This is a genomic window from Hyphobacterium sp. CCMP332 (assembly GCA_014323545.1).
GTDB lineage: Bacteria > Bacteroidota > Bacteroidia > Cytophagales > CCMP332 > CCMP332.
In genome coordinates this window covers 3258918-3280108 of record CP058647.1, presented here as the reverse complement: position 1 = coordinate 3280108, position 21191 = coordinate 3258918, and the positions used below count along the sequence as shown (strand labels likewise).

General features: G+C 37.8%; 18 protein-coding genes and 2 tRNA genes. 5 read left to right on the top strand and 15 right to left on the bottom strand.

The features are described from left to right. Window positions 1-8 precede the first annotated feature (8 nt). The 3 genes from gyrA to HZR84_14490 all read right to left on the bottom strand — a co-directional run bounded on the left by gyrA (window position 9) and on the right by HZR84_14490 (window position 3974). A complete protein-coding gene (gene gyrA, locus HZR84_14500; protein QNL23097.1) occupies window positions 9-2579 on the bottom strand; it encodes a DNA gyrase subunit A in 2571 nt (856 codons plus the stop codon). A 76-nt stretch (window positions 2580-2655) separates the two neighbouring features. Continuing rightward, on the bottom strand, window positions 2656-3363 hold the full coding sequence (locus tag HZR84_14495; protein QNL23096.1) for a hypothetical protein: 708 nt from the start codon (window positions 3361-3363) through the stop codon (window positions 2656-2658). Further along, complete coding sequence (locus tag HZR84_14490; GenBank protein ID QNL23095.1) at window positions 3360-3974, bottom strand: hypothetical protein; 615 nt, start codon at window positions 3972-3974, stop codon at window positions 3360-3362. The genes HZR84_14495 and HZR84_14490 overlap by 4 nt, the downstream gene beginning before the upstream one ends. A 127-nt stretch (window positions 3975-4101) precedes the next feature. Between HZR84_14490 and HZR84_14485 the strand changes: the two genes are divergently transcribed. Beyond that, window positions 4102-5556, top strand: coding sequence for an SDR family oxidoreductase (locus HZR84_14485; protein ID QNL23094.1), 1455 nt, complete (start codon window positions 4102-4104; stop codon window positions 5554-5556). Between the two features lie 56 nt (window positions 5557-5612). Next, the gene (locus HZR84_14480) at window positions 5613-6026 is read left to right on the top strand and encodes an OsmC family peroxiredoxin (protein ID QNL23093.1); all 414 of its coding nucleotides are present in this window, start codon (window positions 5613-5615) and stop codon (window positions 6024-6026) included. A gap of 90 nt (window positions 6027-6116) precedes the next feature. On the opposite strand, the gene HZR84_14475 is transcribed toward HZR84_14480, so the two are convergent. The 5 genes from HZR84_14475 to HZR84_14455 all read right to left on the bottom strand — a co-directional run bounded on the left by HZR84_14475 (window position 6117) and on the right by HZR84_14455 (window position 10961). After that, window positions 6117-6749 carry a hypothetical protein gene (locus HZR84_14475; protein QNL23092.1) on the bottom strand — a complete coding sequence of 211 codons (633 nt, stop codon included), beginning with the start codon at window positions 6747-6749 and terminating at the stop codon, window positions 6117-6119. A gap of 767 nt (window positions 6750-7516) precedes the next feature. Next, window positions 7517-7590: transfer RNA gene (locus tag HZR84_14470), tRNA-Thr, on the bottom strand. A gap of 60 nt (window positions 7591-7650) precedes the next feature. Further along, a complete protein-coding gene (locus HZR84_14465) occupies window positions 7651-9768 on the bottom strand; it encodes a DUF349 domain-containing protein (protein QNL23091.1) in 2118 nt (705 codons plus the stop codon). 24 nt (window positions 9769-9792) lie between these two features. Beyond that, complete coding sequence (locus HZR84_14460) at window positions 9793-10344, bottom strand: YqgE/AlgH family protein (protein ID QNL23278.1); 552 nt, start codon at window positions 10342-10344, stop codon at window positions 9793-9795. A gap of 32 nt (window positions 10345-10376) precedes the next feature. After that, window positions 10377-10961 carry a tRNA-(ms[2]io[6]A)-hydroxylase gene (locus HZR84_14455; protein ID QNL23090.1) on the bottom strand — a complete coding sequence of 195 codons (585 nt, stop codon included), beginning with the start codon at window positions 10959-10961 and terminating at the stop codon, window positions 10377-10379. Between the two features lie 81 nt (window positions 10962-11042). On the opposite strand from HZR84_14455, the gene pdxH reads away from it, so the two are divergent. Together pdxH and HZR84_14445 are read left to right on the top strand one after the other, a co-directional pair. Beyond that, the gene (gene pdxH / locus HZR84_14450; GenBank protein QNL23089.1) at window positions 11043-11693 is read left to right on the top strand and encodes a pyridoxamine 5'-phosphate oxidase; all 651 of its coding nucleotides are present in this window, start codon (window positions 11043-11045) and stop codon (window positions 11691-11693) included. Window positions 11694-11731: 38 nt separating this feature from the next. Then, window positions 11732-12958, top strand: coding sequence for a hypothetical protein (locus HZR84_14445; protein ID QNL23088.1), 1227 nt, complete (start codon window positions 11732-11734; stop codon window positions 12956-12958). Here HZR84_14445 and bshB1 read toward each other — a convergent pair. The 6 genes from bshB1 to HZR84_14415 form a co-directional block, all read right to left on the bottom strand. Next, a complete protein-coding gene (gene bshB1, locus HZR84_14440) occupies window positions 12935-13654 on the bottom strand; it encodes a bacillithiol biosynthesis deacetylase BshB1 (protein ID QNL23087.1) in 720 nt (239 codons plus the stop codon). The genes HZR84_14445 and bshB1 overlap by 24 nt on opposite strands. Further along, window positions 13654-14595, bottom strand: coding sequence for a thioredoxin-disulfide reductase (trxB, locus tag HZR84_14435; protein QNL23086.1), 942 nt, complete (start codon window positions 14593-14595; stop codon window positions 13654-13656). Before trxB ends, bshB1 begins: the two co-directional genes overlap by 1 nt. Window positions 14596-14713: 118 nt before the next feature. Further along, entirely contained in the window at window positions 14714-16852 is a 2139-nt protein-coding gene (pnp, locus tag HZR84_14430) for a polyribonucleotide nucleotidyltransferase (protein ID QNL23085.1), read from the bottom strand. A 71-nt stretch (window positions 16853-16923) separates the two neighbouring features. Beyond that, a complete protein-coding gene (rpsO, locus tag HZR84_14425; protein QNL23084.1) occupies window positions 16924-17193 on the bottom strand; it encodes a 30S ribosomal protein S15 in 270 nt (89 codons plus the stop codon). A gap of 82 nt (window positions 17194-17275) precedes the next feature. Then, the gene (locus HZR84_14420) at window positions 17276-18712 is read right to left on the bottom strand and encodes an LptF/LptG family permease (protein ID QNL23083.1); all 1437 of its coding nucleotides are present in this window, start codon (window positions 18710-18712) and stop codon (window positions 17276-17278) included. A gap of 8 nt (window positions 18713-18720) precedes the next feature. Beyond that, window positions 18721-19119, bottom strand: a complete 399-nt coding sequence (locus HZR84_14415) for an ATPase (protein QNL23082.1) — start codon at window positions 19117-19119, stop codon at window positions 18721-18723. A gap of 153 nt (window positions 19120-19272) precedes the next feature. Between HZR84_14415 and HZR84_14410 the strand changes: the two genes are divergently transcribed. Beyond that, window positions 19273-19346: transfer RNA gene (locus HZR84_14410), tRNA-Met, on the top strand. An 891-nt stretch (window positions 19347-20237) separates the two neighbouring features. Here HZR84_14410 and HZR84_14405 read toward each other — a convergent pair. After that, window positions 20238-21185 (bottom strand): universal stress protein, encoded by a 948-nt coding sequence (locus HZR84_14405; protein ID QNL23081.1) that lies wholly within the window; start codon window positions 21183-21185, stop codon window positions 20238-20240. Window positions 21186-21191: the final 6 nt, after the last annotated feature.

The following is a 21191-nucleotide window of genomic DNA, read 5'->3' as shown; positions in this document are numbered from 1 at the left end:
CCTAAAATTTATTCCTTGTTATTGCTTTCGTCTTTATTGTCTTCCTCTTCCGAGGTATTATCCTTGCTTTCATCATTTTTGGACTCTGAAGTTTCTTCATCACTAGCTTCCTGAATTTCCGGATCAGATTCCATTTCCTCGATGTACTCTATTTTTGCTACCGAAGATATTGCGTCTTTATCGTTCAATCGTATCAGTTTTACACCCTGCGTTGCTCTACCCATTACTCTTAAGGTATTGACTTCCATACGGATTGTTATTCCTGATTTATTAATGATCATCAAATGATCTTCATCCCGCACATGGACGATGGTTACCAACTCACCGGTTTTTTTGGTAACATTCATAGCCTTTACGCCTTTTCCACCACGGTTTGTTTCACGGTATTCCTCAATTTTTGAGCGTTTACCATAACCATTTTCCGAAACAACAAGCAAATCTTCTTCAATGCTGTTTGCAGTAACCATGCCAACTACTTTGTCTTTTGCTGAGGCAAGTTTAATACCCCTTACTCCGGCAGCGGTTCTTCCCATGCCTCTGACTTTGCTTTCATGAAAACGTATGGCACGGCCTGATTTTAATGCCAATATCACAAAGGCATCGCCGTCGGTGAGCTTTACATTTAATAATCTATCGCCTTCATTAATGGTTATGGCATTAATTCCGTTTTGTCTCGGACGGGAATAAGCCTCCAGGCTGGTTTTCTTTATAATGCCTTTCTCTGTACCAAAAACAAGGTAATTATTATTGATATAATCCTCATCTTTTAGATTTTTAACGGCAATTACAGCCCGTATTTTATCATCTTTTTCAATGTTAATTACATTTTGAATCGGACGGCCCTTGGCAGTCTTACTTCCTTCCGGAATAGCATATACTTTTTCCCAAAATACTTTTCCGGATTCGGTAAAAAACAAAAGGTAATTATGCGTTGTGGCTATGAATAAATGTTCTGTGAAATCCTCTTCTTTGGAAGAAGCACCCCTTGAACCAACCCCTCCTCTACCCTGAGTTTTGAATTCTGTTAATGCCGTTCTTTTTATATATCCTTCATGAGAAATAGTAAGAACCATGCTTTCATCAGGTATAATGTCTTCTATGTCTATGTCATCGGCCGAGTGAACGATATCTGTTCTTCTTTCATCGCCGTACTTGTCTTTCATTTCATCAAGTTCATCCTTGATGATTTGCATTCTAAGGTCTTTATCACCAAGTATGGCTTTCAGCTTACCGATAAGCTCCATCACCTCTTCGTATTCTTTCTTGATTTTATCACGCTCAAGACCAGTGAGTCTTTGCAAACGCATTTCAAGAATGGCTTTCGCCTGAATTTCGCTCAACTTAAATTGCTCTACAAGACCTTTTTTTGCTATTTCGGCATCCCTGGAACTTCTAATTAGAGCAATAACTTCATCCAGATTATCAAGAGCAATCAAATAACCTTCCAGAATATGCGCTCTCTTTTCAGCTTCATCCAGTTCGTATTGCGTTCTTCTTGTAACAACTTCGTGTCTGTGCTCCACGAAATACATGATGAGTTCCTGCAAATTGAGAGCTTTTGGTCTGCCTTTAACAAGCGCAATATTATTTACGCTAAATGAAGACTGTAGCTGTGTGTATTTGTATAAATTATTAAGAACAATATTTGGAATAGCATCTCTTTTTAATTCATACACAATCCTCAGGCCTTTTTTATCAGATTCATCCCTGATATCAGAGATACCTTCCATTTTCTTTTCATTGACGAGAATGGCTGTTTTCTCTATCATGTTGGCCTTGTTCACCTGAAATGGAATTTCAGTTACAATGATTTGTGCCCGGTTCTCTTTAGTGATTTCAATTTCCGCTTTAGCGCGAAGTACAATTCTCCCCCTGCCGGTTTCAAATGCCGATTTAACACCGCTGTATCCATAAATTGTACCGCCCGTTGGAAAATCAGGTGCAGTGACATATTGCATCAATTCCTCAATGCTAATATCATTATTATCTATATATGCTTTTGTACCTTCAACTACCTCACTTAGATTATGAGGTGCCATATTTGTGGCCATACCCACTGCAATTCCCGAAGCGCCATTGACAAGCAGATTGGGATATTTGGCAGGTAATACGGTTGGTTCTTTTAAGGAATCGTCAAAATTTAGTGCAAAATCAACCGTGTTCTTGTTGATGTCATTTAATAATTCCTCCGCAATTCTTGTTAATCGCGCTTCTGTGTAACGCATCGCAGCAGGAGAATCACCATCGATTGAACCGAAGTTACCTTGTCCGTCAACTAGTAAATATCTCAATGACCATGGCTGTGCCATTCTAACCATCGTATCATAAACGGAGGCATCCCCATGCGGGTGATACTTACCCAGAACTTCCCCGACGATCCTCGCTGATTTTTTATGAGGTTTATTGTAGTTCAACCCTAAATCGAGCATCCCATAAAGGACTCTTCTGTGTACTGGTTTTAATCCGTCTCTAACATCCGGAAGTGCTCTTGAAACAATTACCGACATAGAATAGTCGATATAAGCACCTTTCATTTCATCCTCAATATTGATTGGAATGATATTCTCTCCCTCGGCCATATTTGCTTAAGCTTTTTCTTGTCTAATTAGCGCGCTAAATTATTAAAATTAATGCTTTAAACGTTGTTTTTTCTAATTAAAAACCCCAATCATCTTCTTCTTCCTCTTCTTCCTGCAATTCTTTCTTTAATCGCTCTTCTCTTTCTTTGGCAATTTGTTTTTTGCTTTTCTTTTTTTCTTTTTGCTCTTCCTTGGTTTCTTTTTGATTATCCTCTGTTTTTCGCTCTTTTAGCTCTTCTGTATTGCTTTCTTCTGGGCCTACTTCAGTTTTTTTCTCTGCATTAACAGGCTTTCGAATTACGGGATCTTCTTCTTTGATATTTTCAATGTCCCAGGGGTCTCCGGCAGGTTCTTTTTTTACCTCCTCTTCCTCTTCGCCTTTTCTTTTTTTCTTTTTTTGTTTTTTATTCAAATTTTCGTCCTCAGGTGCAAAATTATCTCCGCCTAAAGAATCCTCCACATAAAACTCATCGTCCATGAATTCATCGCCTCCAAAATCTGAGCTGTCATTGCTGACGAGCATATCTCTTGCTTCTGCTCCTTCTATATCCGGACCATCCCATGGAATTTTGTCAGGCGATTTATCGCGTTTGTAATCTCTTCCAACTCTGGGGTTTTGAAAAGCGTACCAGGGACGAATTTTTGATTTGAATTTTTCTCCCGAATGGCGATGCTCCATTCGCACACGACAACCGTTGACCTGGCATTTTTTTGAACAAGAAGACATGGATAAAAGCATTACCATGACCAAAATTAAAACGATATGAAGTGATTTAAACTTCATTTCTTTACGCTGTAGGTAGCGATAAATTTTTTAAATAAGGGTAAACTGTTTAGTTCCAATTTATTGCCAATATCCACGATTGTTTCAAATTGCAATCTGGAGATGTTTTTCGATTGTATCAATTCATCATCGTGATTCATAAAAAATGAGGTAAGCATCCTTGTAAACAATACAGGAGCATTGAGTAAATCTTTTTTTAAATCCTGACTTGATACATCACCGGTTTCCAGCATATTGCGAAATAAGGTATTGTGCTGAAAAGTTATTTTTAAAATAGACTTTAAAACTTCAAAAAATTCTTCTTCCCAGAGATCGTATTTTTTGATTAAAAACATCATTGCGCTTGTTACAGGGTCTTTTTTTAACCAAAACTTGCCCTTGGAATAGGAACGTGCCTTTCTTTGAAGTCTTCGCTCCTCAAAGAATGAAATCTTTCCATCTGCAAGTGCTATTTTAAGGGAAGGCATCATAAAGATGAGTCCAAGAAAGTCCTGATCGCTAATCTCCATAAATGGAGCTTCCTTTTGCAGGAACCGTTTTTTTAGTTTATAAACTTTATCACGAAGCGTATCATCCTCTATTATCGACTCTATTTCGAGTTCAGTCAGCAATGATTAATCCATGTCTAATAATGCAAAATTAATCATTTTTATACTTATCCTCTAATTTTCAGTCAATTGATAAACTTATAAGTGCATTAAAGAACAATTTGACTAATTTCAGTTTATATAAGTGATTATGACAAAAATTTTGCTCACAGGTTCAACGGGGTACATTGGCAGACGTATCCTTCCAATTCTTCTTTCAAAGGGATACGAGGTGGTTTGCCCCGTCAGGGTAAAAAGCAGGTTTGACTTTAAAGACTTTGATGAGGAAGAAATAAATCGAATCAATGTAATTGAAGCCGATTTAGGTAATAAAGAAGTATATAAAAGCTTTCCTGAGGATATAGACTATGCGTATTATCTCGTTCACTCCTTGACGATGGGTTCGGGCAAATTTGAAGAACACGAAAGTCAAATTGCAGATATATTTAAAGAGTATCTTGATCAAAGCTCTATTAAACAGGTAATTTATCTCAGTGGAATTGTCAATGATGAGGACCTCTCCGAGCACCTCAGGTCTCGAAAAAAAGTAGAAGACATCCTTTCCGAGTCTAAGGTACCATTAACCGTATTGCGAGCGGGAATTGTCATAGGCTCCGGAAGTGCTTCTTTTGAAATCATAAGGGATCTTGTCGAGAAATTACCCATAATGGTTGCTCCCAAATGGGTCAACAGCAAGTGTCAGCCGATTGGTATCGCCAATGCATTGGAATATCTAACAGGTATTATAGGAAACAAAGAAAGTTTTAATAAAAGTTTTGACATCGGAGGATCTGATGTATTAACTTATAAACAAATGCTTCTCGGTTTTGCCAAAACCCGAAAACTTCGCCGCTGGATCATAACCGTCCCTGTATTGACACCAAAACTGTCCTCAAAGTGGCTGTATTTTGTTACATCCACATCTTATGCCTTGGCTACAAATCTTGTAGATAGTTTGAAAAATGATGCCGTATGTGAAAATAATGATATCGACAATCTGCTCCGCATAGAAAAACTCGATTATGAAGAATCCTTAAAACGGACTTTGGTAAAAGTGAAAAATGGAGAAATTATTTCCAGCTGGAAAGACTCCTTTCAGGATTCTGAATTGAGGGAGGTATTTCTCAAAAAACTTGAAGCCCCAACATATGGCTGTTTCAAAGATCGACAAGAATTAGAATTTAAAAATCCTTCAGATAAGGTTATTGACAATATTTGGCGCATAGGCGGCGATAGAGGCTGGTACTATGCGAATTTTCTTTGGAGTCTCAGAGGTTTTATAGATCAGATATTTGGCGGCGTTGGTTTGAGAAGGGGAAGGCGCAGTCCTAACGACCTCAAGAGAGGTGATGCCCTTGATTTTTGGAGAGTTCTGGATGCAGATAAAAAAAACGGCCGCTTATTGCTTTATGCAGAAATGAAATTACCCGGTGAAGCCTGGCTGGAGTTTAAAGTCGAAAAGCGGGAAGGTAAAAAAATCTTAATCCAAACGGCAACTTTTCGTCCATTGGGATTATTGGGAAGATTGTATTGGTATGCTGTATATCCATTTCATTTGTTTATTTTCGGTGGTATGGCAAGAAAAATTACCAATCAATTGGATTGAGATCAAGTCCTGTTATTAAGAATTAATTAAGAGAAATAACATAATCTATTTATACCATGAAAAGAAAAGCAAGAGCAATCTGGAAAGGAAAGGGAATCGACGGAAGCGGTAAAATGAGCGCGCAGAGCGGTGCCTTCAAAGATTTAAATTTCACTGCGAAAACCCGTTTTGAAGATGATCCGGGTACTAATCCTGAGGAATTGATCGCGGCAGCACATGCGGGATGCTATACCATGCAATTGAGTTTTAATCTTCAGGAGGCGGGCTATGTGGCAAAGGAATTAGATGCGGAATGCATTATTGAAGTAAAAGATTTTCATGTTCAAAGCTCGCACATTGTTTTAAATGCTAAGGTAGAAGGCATCGGTGAAGAGGAATTTGAAAAACTGGTAAGACATGCCGAGAAAAATTGCCCTATTTCAAAATTATTGGATACAAAAATATCCGTGGAATATACTTTGAATAAATAGTCTAGGTTTTTCATTCTAAAAAATATCCTGCGATTTATCATGGTCAATCAGAGTTTCTTGTCGATAATTCTGATGGGGAGTAGAAGATTTTTAATCTAAGGACTCACCCCTCTCAGAGGCATCCTGAGATTTTTTATTTAAGGAGACTCTGAGATCCAGAGGAGAATAATCTCTAAAATCCGCTTTAATCAACCGGTTCTTCTTCCCCAGATGATAATATGCTGCACTAGAAGCGGAATATTGCGTAAAATCATTTACTAATTTCCATTTCCCGGATACGGGATTATGGTGAATATAGTCGGCAACTCTGTTGAGTGAACTCATCCCAATTACCATTTTCGCATCAAAAGAAATACGAAATACCTGGTGTCTTTTCCCTTTTGCTGATTCATTGACTTGAACAGCTTCCTTTAGTTTATGAAGGATGATTTTTTCCTTTTTAGATCTTAATCTTTTAACAATTTCATATGCCATAAATCGCTTTGCCTCACCAATGACAAGTTTAAAATTGGTACAAAATGAATAGACAAAAACCAATAAATGTATGTGATTCGGCATCATCACGTAGGCACTGATTAATATTCCTTTATCATTCAAACGCGACAGCCATAAATAAAAATAGTCCTCCAATTCAGTTAGCTTGAATAATGGAAGCCACTTATGACAAGTAAAGGTGAGGAAGTAAAAACAATCATTATCGGGATGAATTCTGTGTGTGGACATGTTCAATAAAACGGAAAATAGATTACTCGTAAATTGGAAATTTCGTGAAAGCTTGATCTGGATTTGTCAATCAGTGTTCTCTTCGATTAACACAGATGGGGAGGTAATGAGTGTTCTTTCAGATCTTGAATTTTTTGAAAATTCAGTCTGAATTTGTCAATCAGTGTTTTCTACGAATAACACTGATGGGGAGGTATCGTAAATTGGAAATTTCGTGAAAGCTTGATCTGGATTTGTCAATCAGTGTTTTCTTCGAATAACACTGATGGAGCACTAAAAAAAAACCATCCCGATATTTATCGGGACGGCTAATTCGTAATTCTTAATTTTTAATTCGTAATTGAATCTGAGCCCCCAGAAGCCAGCCTTCGTTCCTTCGGCTGATAAAGATTCTCAGCTGATCCTTGTGATTCCCGAATAGTTCTCCTTCAATACAATTAGATTTCTCCATCAGGTCGATGGTTCGAATCCAGAATTCTTATAAACAAAAAAGCCATCCCGATATTTAAAGGGACGGCTAATTCGTAATTCTTAATTTTTAATTCGTAATTGAATCTGAGCCCCCAGAAGCCAGCCTTCGTTCCTTCGGCTGATAAAGATTCTCAGCTGATCCTTGTGATTCCCGAATAGTTCTCCTTCAATACAATTAGATTTCTCCATCAGGTCGATGGTTCGAATCCAGAATTCTTATAAACAAAAAAGCCATCCCGATATTTATCGGGACGGCTAATTCGTAATTCTTAATTTTTAATTCGTAATTGAATCTGAGCCCCCAGAAGGATTCGAACCATCGACCTACTGATTACAAATCAGTTGCTCTGACCAACTGAGCTATGGAGGCTTTTATTCGCTATCTGCGAAATTTGTGCAAATCTATAAAGGTGAAATGAAAAAGCAAATTTTACTTATCGATCTGTCGCAATAATTTTATTTTGTCTTTTAATTTTTGAATTTGCTCCTCGGCCTGATCGACTTTGCTTTGCACATCATCTTTGAGTTTTTCTGCATTTTTAGTTGATGCAAAAAACTCCATATTGTTTTTTAATGTGACGGCATTATCCTGAAGTTTAGAGATTTGTCTTCGCATTTTATCTATTTCTCCATGAATATTTCTGGATCCTTTAAAATCGGATTTCATCATAAGCGCCCTCAATTTGGTTTTGGCCATTTCAAGGCTGTCTTCCTTAAAATCATTCGCTTTTTCAATTATAGAATCAATGGCTTCATTGATGGCTTTTTTAGATGATTTAATTGCTTTTTTAGGTACAAATCCTAAGTCGGTCCACTCTTTAATGAGATTTTCAACTTCCTCAAGATTCTCTTCTCTAAGCGATTTCAAAGTCTTTATTTTTTCAACAATCTCATTTTTCTTTCGAAGGTTGGCTTCAAAATCCTTTTCTCTTTCTTTTTGATTGCCACGTAAATTATCAAAGAAGGCATCACAGGCCGATTTGAAACGCTTATAAACATCTTCGCTCTTTTTCCTGGGTGCAGGCCCGATATTCTTCCACTCTCTTTGAATTTGCTTGACTTTCTCCGATTGCTGCGCCAGATCTTCTGTTGATTTATTTATTTCTTCAACCTGTTCGCACAATTTCACCTTGAGATCATAATTTTTCTCCCTAGCCTCATCCAGCGCTTTAAAAAACTGTTGCTTGCTTTTAAAAAATCCTTTGAAATGTGACCAAAAAGACTTTGATATTTCCTTAGATAATTCTCTGGGAACCGGACCTATTTTTTTCCACTCTTCCTGAATATTCAATATCTCTCTCGACTTTTCATTCCACTCTGAAATTTTATCCGAACTGTAATCGATAAATGTTTCAAGCTTTGTGATCAGTACTTTTTTCTTTTCCAGATTTTCGTCGAGTTTTTTCTTAAACTCTGCAGCTACAACTTGTTTTCTTTCATGAACTTTATCAGAAATATTTTTGAACTCCTCCCAAAGCTGAGCTCTTATTTCCTGTGGAACCGGCCCTATATGTTTGTATTCTTCATGCAGTTTTTTTAGTTCTGCTACGGCTGCATTTACCGGATTTATAGTTAATAATTCCTTCGCCCTTTCAATGACCTCTTTCTTAAGTTTTTCGTTTTTCTTTCTGTCGAGATCCTTTAATTCAAAAAAGATGCTTCTTTTATCATAAAAACGATCTCTAAGCGCATTAAAATTAGCCCAAAGTTCTCTGGTATAATTGTTCGGAATTGGTTCTGCATTTTTCCATTCGGACTCAATCTCTTTGAGTTTTTTTATTCCAACATTATCCTCTTCCTCATCCACAAACTGACGGAGTTCTTCAAGCAACTCTTCTTTCCTTTTTAGATTTTCCTCTTTTAACTGGTTGAGATCCGAATGCGCCTTCTTTTTCTTTTCTTTGAATCCATCGTAATAGGTTTTGAACTGCTGGACCAGGTCTTTGTCTTTGGTAAATTCAAAATCATCTTTGGTATTTCCCTCTTCTTTGAGAAATTCTTCAAGTGCCTGTTCTTTGTCCTGATCAATCAAATGAAAAAATGCCTCCTTAATAGCATCAATTCTTTTTTCAGAAATCTTGATGATGTCCTGACCCGTATCTTCTTTTATCTTTTCGAGTAACTCTTCCTTGTTTAATTTATCGTAGTCTTCTTCTTCGTGTTCTTCGTGGTCTTCATCATCAAATTCGTATACTTCGTGATGTTCTTCCGAGGATTTTTCCTTATCCCCTTTCTCTTCTTTTGGGCTTTTTTCTTTCGGGCTTTCTTCTTTTTTTACTTTCGACGTTTTATCCTCTGAAGCTTTTTTTGAATCCTCACTTGGTGCTTTTTCTTCTTTCTTACCCTTTTTTTTCTCAGCAGGTGCTTCTTTGCCTTTCTTTACGTCAAAACCGGAAAGTGCATCTTCTACCTTGACTTCAGTTTCTGTCTTGTCACTCTCTTTTGGTGCTTTTTCAGAAGGGGGATTTAAATCTTTGTCCTCTTTAGATTTTTTCTTACTCTGCTCTTCCCCGGGCAGTCCTTTGTTTTCTTCCTTCTTGTCGTCCATATCCTAATCATTTAGGTTCAATGCTCAATTCAATCTGGGGTCGGAAGGCGAATTTGCCAGCCATTTCAGCTCACCTCCCATAATTTCCAAAACCCGTTTCCACATATTGGTGGAATCGGCTTCAAAAATACTATTATCACCAAGGTCTGCGACAAACCATGATTTCTCTTCAATTTCGCGATCCAGCTGTCCGGCGTCCCAACCGGAATAACCAATAAAAAATTTAATTTTATCAAGGTCGATCGAATCGCTGATGATCTTGATTTTCAATTGTTCAAAATCGCCGCCCCAATAAATACCATTGGCCAGCTCAATTGAATCTATGATTTCATTTCCTAATTTATGAATGAAATGCAATGTATTTTGTTGAACAGGTCCACCAATTAAAAGTTCTTTGGCATTGCCTTCCAGGTCTTCCAATACCTCCCCTAATTTTACTTCTATTGGTCTATTAAGCACAAGGCCAAAAGTCCCATTTTCATTGTGCTCGCAAATAAGTATAACACTCCGGTCAAAATTCGGATCTTTCAGAAATGGTTCTGATATCAGAATACTGCCTTTCTTAACTTCGGGCATGTTGTAATCCGGATATAAATTAATGTTCATATTTAATGCAATGCTGCTCTTATTGGCAAGTTATTTAAAATTTCCTTTTCTAAGGCATCCCATTCATCAAGACGCTTATAAACTTTGTCTTCATCTTCATAATTCAAAGCCATTTTAACAAAAATATTGCCATGTTTTGCCTCTGAGGCCCATAAATTATGATAAAACTTTTTCAATTCGTGGTCTTCAATATTCTCATAAATCAAACGAAATCGTTCTGCCCCACGGCATTCCACTACAGAAGCCAGCAATAAGCGGTCAATAAATCGCTCTTTCCTACCCGAATGACAATGCTTTAGCAATTCAGACACATAGGGGTCTTTCGGTATCTCATGCACCAAAGAAATATTTCTCGACTCCATAATCTTATAAACCTCCTGAAAATGCTCGAGTTCTTCAACGGCGGTTTCTATCAACTCGGGAATGATTTCTATTCGATCGGGATATTTTGCCACCAAACTCATCGCCATTGCTGAGGCCTTCCTTTCGCAATCCGCATGATCCTGAAGAAATGAATTGAAATCAGATAATACCGCTTCTACCCATTCTTTTTTACTGACACCGCTTAATTCTATACTTAGTTTCATTATTTTGCCGAGGTAAATACCAAAAAATATATTTGATAGCAAAAATAAAAACCAAAAAGCGTATTTCGGTTTTTTATTGATATGACAAAGCCCTCAAAGGAAATCGCAGATTTAAGAAGAGAATATACTGCTTCGCAATTGGATGTTGATTCGGTACTCACTGATCCAATTATGCAATTCAGAAAATGGTTTGATGAAGCCGGTAATTCAGACATATTGGAGCCAAATGCAATGGTCCTTTCTACCATTGATCAAAATAGCAGAGCAACTCAAAGAACCGTATTACTAAAAGCTATTGATAAAGACGGTTTTGTATTCTACACCAATTATACCAGTCGAAAGGCGAAACACATCGAAAATAATCCTAATGTATCTGTGCTTTTTCCGTGGTATGAACTCGAACGCCAGGTGAGCATTGAAGGTAAAGTTGAAAAAGTCAGCACCGCTCAATCCTTAAAATATTTCTTAAGCAGACCTTTTGGAAGTCAGTTGGGGGCATGGGTTTCAAATCAGAGCGAAGTCATAAGCTCCAGAAGCATTTTAGAAGAAAAACTCGCTCAAATGAAATCCAAATTCAACAAAGGAAAAGTGCCTTTACCTGATTTTTGGGGAGGCTATAAAATTATTCCCGAGCGAATTGAATTTTGGCAAGGACGATCAAATCGATTGCACGATAGAATTGAATTTAAAAAAGAATTAGAAAACTGGAAGATTCAAAGGCTCTCACCCTAATAGAAAAATACCTCAAAAGGGCTACATTAAGAAGTCAATTGATAAAACAGGATCCTCACCCCGATCTTGATTTTATTGTTGTAATTCCCGCTTTCTCTGAAAAGCATCTTGGCGATACTCTAAAATCTCTGCTCAACTGTGAAAATGAAAATATTCGCGTAGAAATTCTTGTAATTGTCAATGACCGTATTGATAGCAGTAAGGAAACTAAGGAAATCAATAAAAATACAATCCGGGAATTGGATCGGATTTCAAAGGAAAATTCCAATGATAGTATCAGGATTTATTATAGCTATCAGGGAGATTTGGATAAAAAACACGGAGGAGTAGGCCTGGCCCGGAAAATAGGTATGGATGAAGCGCTTCGCAGGGCTTATTCGATTCAGTCTTTTGGTTTGCCTATCATTTGTCTGGATGCAGATTGCACTGTTAGCAGCAATTACCTTATGCAAATCCACACACATTTTAAACAAAACTATGACTCACCGGGAGCATCCATATATTTTGAACATCAATTGGAAAACGAAGCCATTGTCTATTACGAATTATTTCTCAGATATTATGTCAATGCACTTCGATTTGCAGGATATCCATTTGCCTATCATACGGTTGGGTCCAGCATGGCTGTTCGTGCCCTGGAATATGCCATGGAAGGTGGAATGAATCGGAGAAAAGCAGGAGAAGATTTCTATTTTATTCATAAAATAATTCCCAGAGGCCATTTTGGTGAAATTAATAGTTGTACCGTTTATCCATCGGCCAGAAAATCAGAGCGCGTGCCATTTGGGACAGGAAAAGCCATGATAGAGTTTGAGAAAAATTCTGAGAAATATCTCAATTTTTATGATTTTGAAATATTTGTCGATTTAAAAAAAGTAGTGTCACAGATAGATGAGTGGTATAAATGCCGAAATACTCCAAAATATTTAGAGCTTTCTTATAGTGCTTTACCTAAAGTTTTTAAATCATATATTGAATTGACAGAATTTCTATGGCAGATAAATGAAGCTAAAGAAAACAGCTCATCTCAAAAAAACTTTAACAAAAGGATATTTCAATGGCTGGATGCCTTTACCATCCTAAAATTGATTCACTTTGCAAGAGATCATTGTTATCCCAATTCAAATGCTTTGGGTTGTGCAAATCGCTTGTTAATCAACACAGGATTTTGTAAAAATGAAATATCAAATGTGTCTGAATTGCTTTCTGAATTTCGCAAAATTGATAGAAAGGGAATTTTGTTAAATCAGATGCGAAATATCTGAGATACCGATGGCTCTTTTTTGAATCAGGCCTTCTCCAAATTCAACGCCTATTTGATGGCCTAGATTTCTGGCCCTTGCTTCAAAAAACTTCCAGAATTTTTGACTTGAAAGATATGTTTCGTGTTTCTCTTCGCTATTCGGATCGTAAAACTGACTGCGATAGGCTTTAATCGAGTCCATTCTTTTATCCCAATATGGAGACACATCCACGATTATACTTGGTTGAAGTTCGCGGTCCTGTAGGTAATGGTATAGGTTATTGGCCTTCCACCTCTCCTGCTTTTTCCCTTCCCAAAATGTTTCGTAATTCAACAATCCAGCATAAAAATGTGCCCTTTCAACCATTCTTGCTGCTTTTCCATGATCCGGATGCCGATCTTCAGGGGCATTGGCAAGGATTATTTCAGGTTGGAATCTTCTGATTTGCTCTACAAGCATTATTATATTTTCATGTGATTCCTCAAAGTACACATCCTCAATTTCCAGATTATGCCTTTCGCTTAATCCTAAAATTTTAGCCGCATTTGATGCTTCTTTTAAACGGAGCTCAGGGGTACCCCTCGTTCCCATTTCTCCTTTAGTAAAATCTACAATGGCCGCCTTTTTCCCATTTTCGGTAAAAGACAAAATGATACCCGAACAACTCATTTCTATGTCGTCGGGATGTGCACCAAAAGCCAGTAGATCTACTTTCATTAAATAATTCCTTCTTCAGTGAGCCAGCGTTCTGCATCGAGGGCCGCCATACATCCTGTCCCTGCCGCAGTTACAGCCTGTCTGTAAACTTTGTCAGCGGCATCACCACTTACAAATACACCCGGGATCTTTGTTTTTGAGGTTCCCGGTACTACTTTCAAATAGCCAGTTTCATCCATATCCAATTGGCCTTCAAAAATATCCGTATTTGGTTTATGGCCAATGGCTACAAAAAATCCACCAATTTCTATTACTTTCTTTTCTCCTGTTTTATTGTTTAATAAACGCACTGAATGCACTTCCTCATCGCCAAGAATTTCATCTGTTTCATGATTCCAGAGTACTTCGATGTTCTTAGAATTAAAAACCCGTTCCTGCATGATTTTAGAAGCGCGCATTTCATCTCTTCGGACAATTAGATAAACCTTAGAGCAAATTTTTGATAGATAAGTCGCTTCCTCGGCCGCAGTATCGCCTCCCCCTACAACTGCTACATCCTGTCCTTTAAAAAAGAAACCATCACAAACGGCACAGGCAGAAACGCCTTTGGAGTTAAACTTTTGCTCAGACTCCAAACCGAGCCATTTGGCCGAAGCACCTGTAGAAATAATTACGGTGTGAGCCAGCACTTCATGTTCTTCATCTACCACCAATTTTTTCGGGTTGGCGTTTAAATCTACGGATGTCACCATACCATAGCGTATATCACTTCCAAAACGCTCGGCTTGTTTTTGAAAATCTATCATCATCATGGGTCCGTTGATGCCATCGGGATAGCCGGGATAATTTTCAACATCATTGGTAATGGTAAGCTGCCCGCCAGGTTGACCTCCCTGATATAAAACCGGCTCCATACCTGCTCTGGCTGCATAAATGGCTGCTGTGTATCCTGCAGGACCCGATCCTATTATTACGGTATTGTAGATTTTATTTTCGCTCATTATTATTATTTCTAGGCTTTAATTTAGATTGCAAAAATGTAATATTTCAAAAATAAAAAAGGTCTATAGAAAGACCTTTTTTAAACTGATATATTAATGAGAAAAAAACATGTTTGTTTTATTCACTTTCTGTCTTTTCAGGTTTTGGAAGGAGAACTTTTCTGGAAAGTTTGAATTTTCCTGTTCTTTTATCTACATCCAGTAATTTTACCATGATCTCCTCTCCTTCTTCAAGGACATCTTCTACTTTCTCTACCCTTTCCCACTTTATCTCAGATACATGTAAAAGTCCCTGTTTGCCGGGAAGGAATTCAATAAATGCTCCATAAGGCATAATGGACTTCACTGTTCCTTCGTAGGTCTCTCCTACTTCAGGTACAGCAATAATTCCCTTAATCCAATTAATGGCCGCTTCCATGGCCACTGCATCTGAAGAGAAAATATTTACATGGCCTTTGTTATCAATTTCTTCAATAACAACAGTTGCACCGGTTGTATTTTGTATTTCCTGGATCACTTTTCCACCCGGGCCTATCACAGCACCGATCATGTCTTTTTCAATGACCATGTTCGTTGATCTTGGAGCAAAAGGCTTAAGATCAGAATTAGGAGCAGAAATGGTTTTGTTCATTTCGTTCAAAATATGAAGTCTGCCTTCATTGGCTTGCTTTAGAGCTTTTACCAAAATTTCATTGGATAATCCGTCAATTTTGATATCCATTTGACAAGCAGTAATTCCTTTGGTAGTACCGGTTACTTTAAAATCCATATCCCCAAGATGATCTTCATCACCAAGGATATCAGAAAGAACAGCATATTTTCCGGTTTCAGCATCGGTGATCAATCCCATAGCTATTCCGGAAACAGGCGAAGATATTTTGATACCCGCATCCATAAGTGCCAATGAACCTGCGCAAACAGTAGCCATTGAACTCGAACCGTTGGACTCCATAATATCTGAAACTACACGAATTGTATATGGATTATTCTCATCTGTGGGAATAACTCTTTTCAATGCTCTCAAAGCCAGGTTGCCATGACCGATTTCTCTTCTTCCCGGTCCTCGATTAGGCCTCACCTCTCCAGTAGAAAATCCAGGGAAATTGTAGTGAAGCATAAACTTATTGGTTCCTTTACGCATTGCTGAATCAATCAATTGCTCATCAAGCTTTGTTCCCAATGTGACTGTCGTTAAAGATTGCGTTTCGCCTCTCGTGAAAATAGCCGAACCATGCGCAGAAGGCAGATAGTTAATTTCAGTCCATATAGGTCTTATTTCATCTGTTTTTCTACCATCCAAACGGATATGAGTATCCAATAAGGCTGTTCTGGCTGCTTTCTTCTCTACGTCATGATAGTATTTTCCAATAAGGAATGAATCGTATTCATGATCTTCAGGCAAGCTTGCGACAAATTCTTCTTTTACAGCACTAAATTTTTCCTTTCTCAGGTTTTTATCGGCTATACCTTCTTTACATATATCATAAACCTTTTGATAAGTAGCTTCATGAATCATTTTCTGAAGTTCCTCATCCGAGTTTTCATGACTGTATTCTCTTTTCTCTGTTTTGCCCAACTCTTTTTCTAATTCTTTTTGAGCCTGGCAATGTAATTTGATCTCGGCATGTCCAAATTGGATGGCTTCGATCATTTCCTCTTCGGAGACTTCTGCAAACTCCCCTTCAACCATTGACACATTATCAGCTGTTGCGCCTACCATAATGTCAATATCGCTTTCGATTATTTCAGCCGGTGAAGGATTACATTTGAATTTGCCATCAACCCGAACCACTCTGGTTTCAGAAATAGGTCCGTTGAACGGAATATCTGAAATGGATAAAGCCGTGGAAGCAGCAAGAGCTGCAAGGGCATCCGGTGCTACATTATCATCGGCAGATATCATTTGTATATTTACCTGAGTGTCCGCGTGATAATCATCGGGGAAAAGAGGTCGCAAAGCTCTGTCTACGAGTCTGCATATCAGCACTTCGTGGTCAGAAAGTCTTCCTTCTCTTTTTAGAAATCCACCGGGAATTTTTCCAGATGAAGCAAATTTTTCCTGGTAATCAACAGAAAGTGGAAGAAAATCTACACCTTCTTTAGCTTCTTTTGAACTTACTACGGTAGCTAAAATAATGGCATTGCCCATTTGAACTGTTACTGCCGCATCTGCCTGTCGGGCAAATCTTCCTGTTTCTAATATAATTTCTCTACCATTTGTAGAGCTAATGATCTTCTTATGAAATTGGGGTTTCATTTATTTTGAGGTTAAATGTAAATGGTGTGAAAAAGAATAAGGGAACATCTCGTCCCCTTATCTTATTAAAATTACTTTCTAAGATCCAATTTGGAAATTATGGCACGGTATCTTTCTATATCCGTGTGCTGTAAGTATTTAAGCATTTTCTTACGCTTACCAACGAGTTGTAGTAAACCTCTTCTTGAGGAATAGTCTTTTTTATTGGTCTTAAGGTGATCAGTCAGGTTCTTTATTCTTGTTGTAAATAGAGCTATTTGGCCTTCAGCTGAACCTGTGTCTGTTTTGCTAGAACCAAATTCTGCAAATACTTTTGCTTTTTCTTCTTTTGTAATCGACATCTTCTAATCTTTATTCTTCTTTTTTTATCTTATTCTGTGAAATAGCTCGCAAAATTAACCAATTCTACTATTAATCAAAAGTTTAAGACTTAATTCCTTTGAACAAATTTGAGACCTTGTCAAATATTACACGGTAATAATCTCCGTCGAATAAGGCAGAGTCTCTTCGCGCCTTATACAAAAAGAATAATCCAATAATAAAAAGGACAATATTAGAGGTCCACATGGCCTGTGGAATACTTACCAAACTCTCTTTGGCCAGCTTTTCACCGGTGATACTCATAACATGATAAAACACAAAAAACATTATCGCAACCAACACGGGCACACCCAATCCTCCTTTTTTAATTATGGCTCCCAGCGGAGCGCCAATGAGAAACATCACCAGACAAGCAACGGCAAAAGTGAATTTTTTATATTTCTCAACCACATGCGAAGCAATCTCCTTATCTCTGTTGATCATTTGCTCTGAATAAGCATTGGTGAAACTCTTTATATTTCTGGCTTGTGTGGTGGCAGTTCTTAATATGTTGTTTTCATCTGATTCATCAAAAAAGTAGAAATCCCCATTTTTATCATAGGGTTCAGTATTGATATTTCGTTTTAAAAACTTTTCGTGCTTAAGATTATAAGAATAGAACGATTTTATATTATTAATAAAAGTCCCCTGAAGTTTTGATTTGGCCGCTCTGAACGAATCTACCTTGGTGTTTAACTCTTCAACATTGTTCATCACCCTGTGCGGTTTGAATAAGTTTTCATCGGTCCTTTGAAAGTCAAAGGATTGAAGCGGGAACATGATTTCATTTTTTGCAAAAGCCATTTTGGAATACTGTTCGTTGTTTTTTCTTCTTATTTTGGGTTTGTTTTGGTTGTACATATTCCCATCAAAAAGAGTCAACTTGAGGTAGCTTCCATCGTTTAAAGTTTCCATATACCCCCGGTCAGCGAGAATGACTTTAGTATTGCCTTTGCCTTCAGAATGATCGTATATCAGAACACCGCTCAATTCCTGAGTTTCCGGATCTTTGTGTTGAACTTTTATGCTGTAGTTGGGGATTCCATTATAAAAAATACCGTCTTTGAAATCAAGTGCGGGTTTTTTCTGTCGGATATCGTAAAGCAGGCTGTATGCTTTTAAATTGACTTTGGGGATTAAATTATTATTGAACCAAAAGGAAACGAAAACCATAGCTATTGAAAAGAAGAGCATTGGGTATAAAACCCTGGTCAGAGATATGCCTGCGCTTTTTATGGCAGTGAGTTCAAAGTGTTCACCCAAATTTCCAAATGTTATCAGACAGGCGAGAAGAATTGCCAGTGGAAGAGCCACCGGTGTCATGGTCAGAGAGAAATAAAAAATCAATCTTGCATACACCAAAAAGCCCAGGTCCTTGCCAATCAGCTCATCGAAGTAATTCATGAGAAACTGGGTAAGGAAAATAAAGACTACGACGCAAAAAGTAATTGCAAAAGGCCCGGCAAAAGCCTTGAAGACAAGTTTATCTATCTTTCTCATCAGAGGTTTTAACCACCGACAATGCTCTTGAGTTCATTTACCATGGATTCCCATAGTTCATAAAGCTCATCTTCTTCATTATCTTCTTCGCAGTAATCACTAATCTGAAGATAATAGGTTTCGGTCATCTCGTTTTTGGCCAGTGTGAATTCAATATAATTTGGATCTTCTATAGGTTTTTTGCTTTCATCCAGAAATTCAAATTTCACATGTTTGTGCATTTTCTGAGAAGCAATTTTGGCGAAATGATCCTCTTCATCCCAAACCAAATTGTAGTTCTTATCTGCATCTATTATGACATTGTCTGCAAACCACTCCTCCAATCCACCGGGTGTTGCTATATAAGGGTATAGAAGCTTACCGGAAGCATTTATTTCAAATTCAAATTCAAACTTGCGTTTTGCCATTTCTACTTTGTTAGGAATGCGCGAAAAAGTACAACAATTGGCCAATAAAAAAAACTTTTTGCAAACATTTGTATATGAAAGGAAGGAATGTATAGTTTTGCACTCGCAATCACCTAACCCTGCTGAAGGGTTTTTTTATTGCATATTTCAAATGGCGAGGTAGCTCAGGTGGTTAGAGCGCAGGATTCATAACCCTGAGGTCAGGGGTTCAATTCCCCTCCTCGCTACACTGACGAAAAAGCCCCGCAAGGGGCTTTATTATTTTTGAGTGACGTAGCGAAATTTATTTCAGCTGTGTTGCGAAAAAATAATAGTAGATCCGTATAACGGGTCTTTTGTCAGTGTATGGCCTCCCCCTTAGGAATCGACGTTAGTCAATTCTCCTTTTTAGACCCCGCATCTTGTGCGGGGATAGCAAAAAGGTTGGCAAATAAAATTTGTGTTTTAAGGTTAATTATTCATCGATGGATAATAAATGAGACACGAAGTGGATCTTTTTGTCAGTGTATGGCCTCCCCCTTAGGAATCGACGTCAGTCAATTTTCCTTTTTAGACCCCGCATCTTGTGCGGGGATAGCAAAAAGGTTGGCAAATAAAATTTGTGTTTTAAGGTTAATTATTCATCGATGGATAATAAATGAGACACGAAGTGGATCTTTTTGTCAGTGTATGGCCTCCCCCTTAGGAATCGACGTTAGTCAATTCTCCTTTTTAGACCCCGCATCTTGTGCGGGGATAGCAAAAAGGTTGGCAAATAAAATTTGTGTTTTAAGGTTAATTATTCATCGATGGATAATAAATGAGACACGAAGTGGATCTTTTTGTCAGTGTAAGGCCTCCCCTTCAGGAATCGACGAAGTCAATTCGCAATCAGGGTCTTTTTTCAATTATTCAGATTGCGATTAATACAGGAGATTCCAAGAACTCCCTTCCCTAAGTACTCTTCGAGACTTTCGGGTTCACTCGTCTTGGAATGACGATTCTTTTGGTATGGTTTGAATTTGAGGAATCGATGCTAGTCAATTCTCAATCAGAGTCTTCTCCGAATGACTCTGATGGGGGTTAGCCTTTGTTCTGAATAACTCTGATCATTAGAAAATCAATAATATAGAATAGAATTAAAGCTCTCTAAGAGAAGAGAAGAATCCAACAGTAACGCCTTTTGGCCTTACGATGGTAAGGGGTAGATAATCAATATTACGGATAAGATCTTCAGCCGATGAAGACATAAATATTGAAGATGATGAAGACCTTCCTTTAGCCCCAATAATTATTCCGTCAATATCCTGTTCTTCTGCCGTTTTTCTGATTATTTCACCATAGCTCAAGTCTTTCTTTAAGCTGTAAACGGGCTTAATTGGAACGCCTTCATGATCAATGGTCTTTAACCAGGATTCGAAGGCTTTGACTGAATTTTCCCGCATTATCTCACCAAACTGTTCATAGGTTTTACCCGTGCTGTGAAATCCCGTAGGCACGGAATATACATTTTGACAAACTATTTCGACTTGATTGTTATTACTTCTCGATACATAAATTGCATACTCAATGGCTTGTTTGCTGTAATCAGCTAAGGCATCAATATTAAAATGAGCCACATCTACAGGTACCAAAAGCTTTTTTAATCCCGGCGTATAACTTTCCGGAATGACAATCAAATTGCATGCGGCTCTTCTGGCGAGTTTTTTGTTAAGAACACCTCCCCCGGCCAAATCTTTTTTTCTTCCCGTGATGACAATATCAATGTCTTCTTCTTCCATAAACTGAAGAAATTCTTTCACAGGATTGCCTTTGATCACCTCAATATGCATTTGAGCATGGCTGCGATTCTTTATGCCTTCTTCAATTTTCTGGCCTAATTTTTCCTTCCTGATCTTAATGGCAGCCTCATCAATTTTTTTAGCCTGAATGCCATCATCAGCCAAATGTTGAACTTTGTTGATCACATTTAAAAAGTAAATATGCTCAACGGGAGAGGATAAAAGAATGTAATTGATAAATGAGATCAGGGTTTGATCCATCGCCGAGCCATCCAGCCCTACCAATATCTTTTTTGTTACAAGCATCTAATT

What these genes read in the sequence shown, in the direction of transcription:
- gyrA (QNL23097.1), bottom strand. Translation starts at nt 2,579, where the DNA reads ATGGCCGAGGGAGAGAATATCATTCCAATCAATATTGAGGATGAAATG.
- HZR84_14495 (QNL23096.1), bottom strand. Translation starts at nt 3,363, where the DNA reads ATGAAGTTTAAATCACTTCATATCGTTTTAATTTTGGTCATGGTAATG.
- HZR84_14485 (QNL23094.1), top strand. Translation starts at nt 4,102, where the DNA reads ATGACAAAAATTTTGCTCACAGGTTCAACGGGGTACATTGGCAGACGT.
- HZR84_14480 (QNL23093.1), top strand. Translation starts at nt 5,613, where the DNA reads ATGAAAAGAAAAGCAAGAGCAATCTGGAAAGGAAAGGGAATCGACGGA.
- HZR84_14475 (QNL23092.1), bottom strand. Translation starts at nt 6,749, where the DNA reads ATGTCCACACACAGAATTCATCCCGATAATGATTGTTTTTACTTCCTC.
- HZR84_14465 (QNL23091.1), bottom strand. Translation starts at nt 9,768, where the DNA reads ATGGACGACAAGAAGGAAGAAAACAAAGGACTGCCCGGGGAAGAGCAG.
- HZR84_14460 (QNL23278.1), bottom strand. Translation starts at nt 10,344, where the DNA reads ATGCCCGAAGTTAAGAAAGGCAGTATTCTGATATCAGAACCATTTCTG.
- HZR84_14455 (QNL23090.1), bottom strand. Translation starts at nt 10,961, where the DNA reads ATGAAACTAAGTATAGAATTAAGCGGTGTCAGTAAAAAAGAATGGGTA.
- pdxH (QNL23089.1), top strand. Translation starts at nt 11,043, where the DNA reads ATGACAAAGCCCTCAAAGGAAATCGCAGATTTAAGAAGAGAATATACT.
- bshB1 (QNL23087.1), bottom strand. Translation starts at nt 13,654, where the DNA reads ATGAAAGTAGATCTACTGGCTTTTGGTGCACATCCCGACGACATAGAA.
- trxB (QNL23086.1), bottom strand. Translation starts at nt 14,595, where the DNA reads ATGAGCGAAAATAAAATCTACAATACCGTAATAATAGGATCGGGTCCT.
- pnp (QNL23085.1), bottom strand. Translation starts at nt 16,852, where the DNA reads ATGAAACCCCAATTTCATAAGAAGATCATTAGCTCTACAAATGGTAGA.
- rpsO (QNL23084.1), bottom strand. Translation starts at nt 17,193, where the DNA reads ATGTCGATTACAAAAGAAGAAAAAGCAAAAGTATTTGCAGAATTTGGT.
- HZR84_14420 (QNL23083.1), bottom strand. Translation starts at nt 18,712, where the DNA reads ATGAGAAAGATAGATAAACTTGTCTTCAAGGCTTTTGCCGGGCCTTTT.
- HZR84_14415 (QNL23082.1), bottom strand. Translation starts at nt 19,119, where the DNA reads ATGGCAAAACGCAAGTTTGAATTTGAATTTGAAATAAATGCTTCCGGT.
- HZR84_14405 (QNL23081.1), bottom strand. Translation starts at nt 21,185, where the DNA reads ATGCTTGTAACAAAAAAGATATTGGTAGGGCTGGATGGCTCGGCGATG.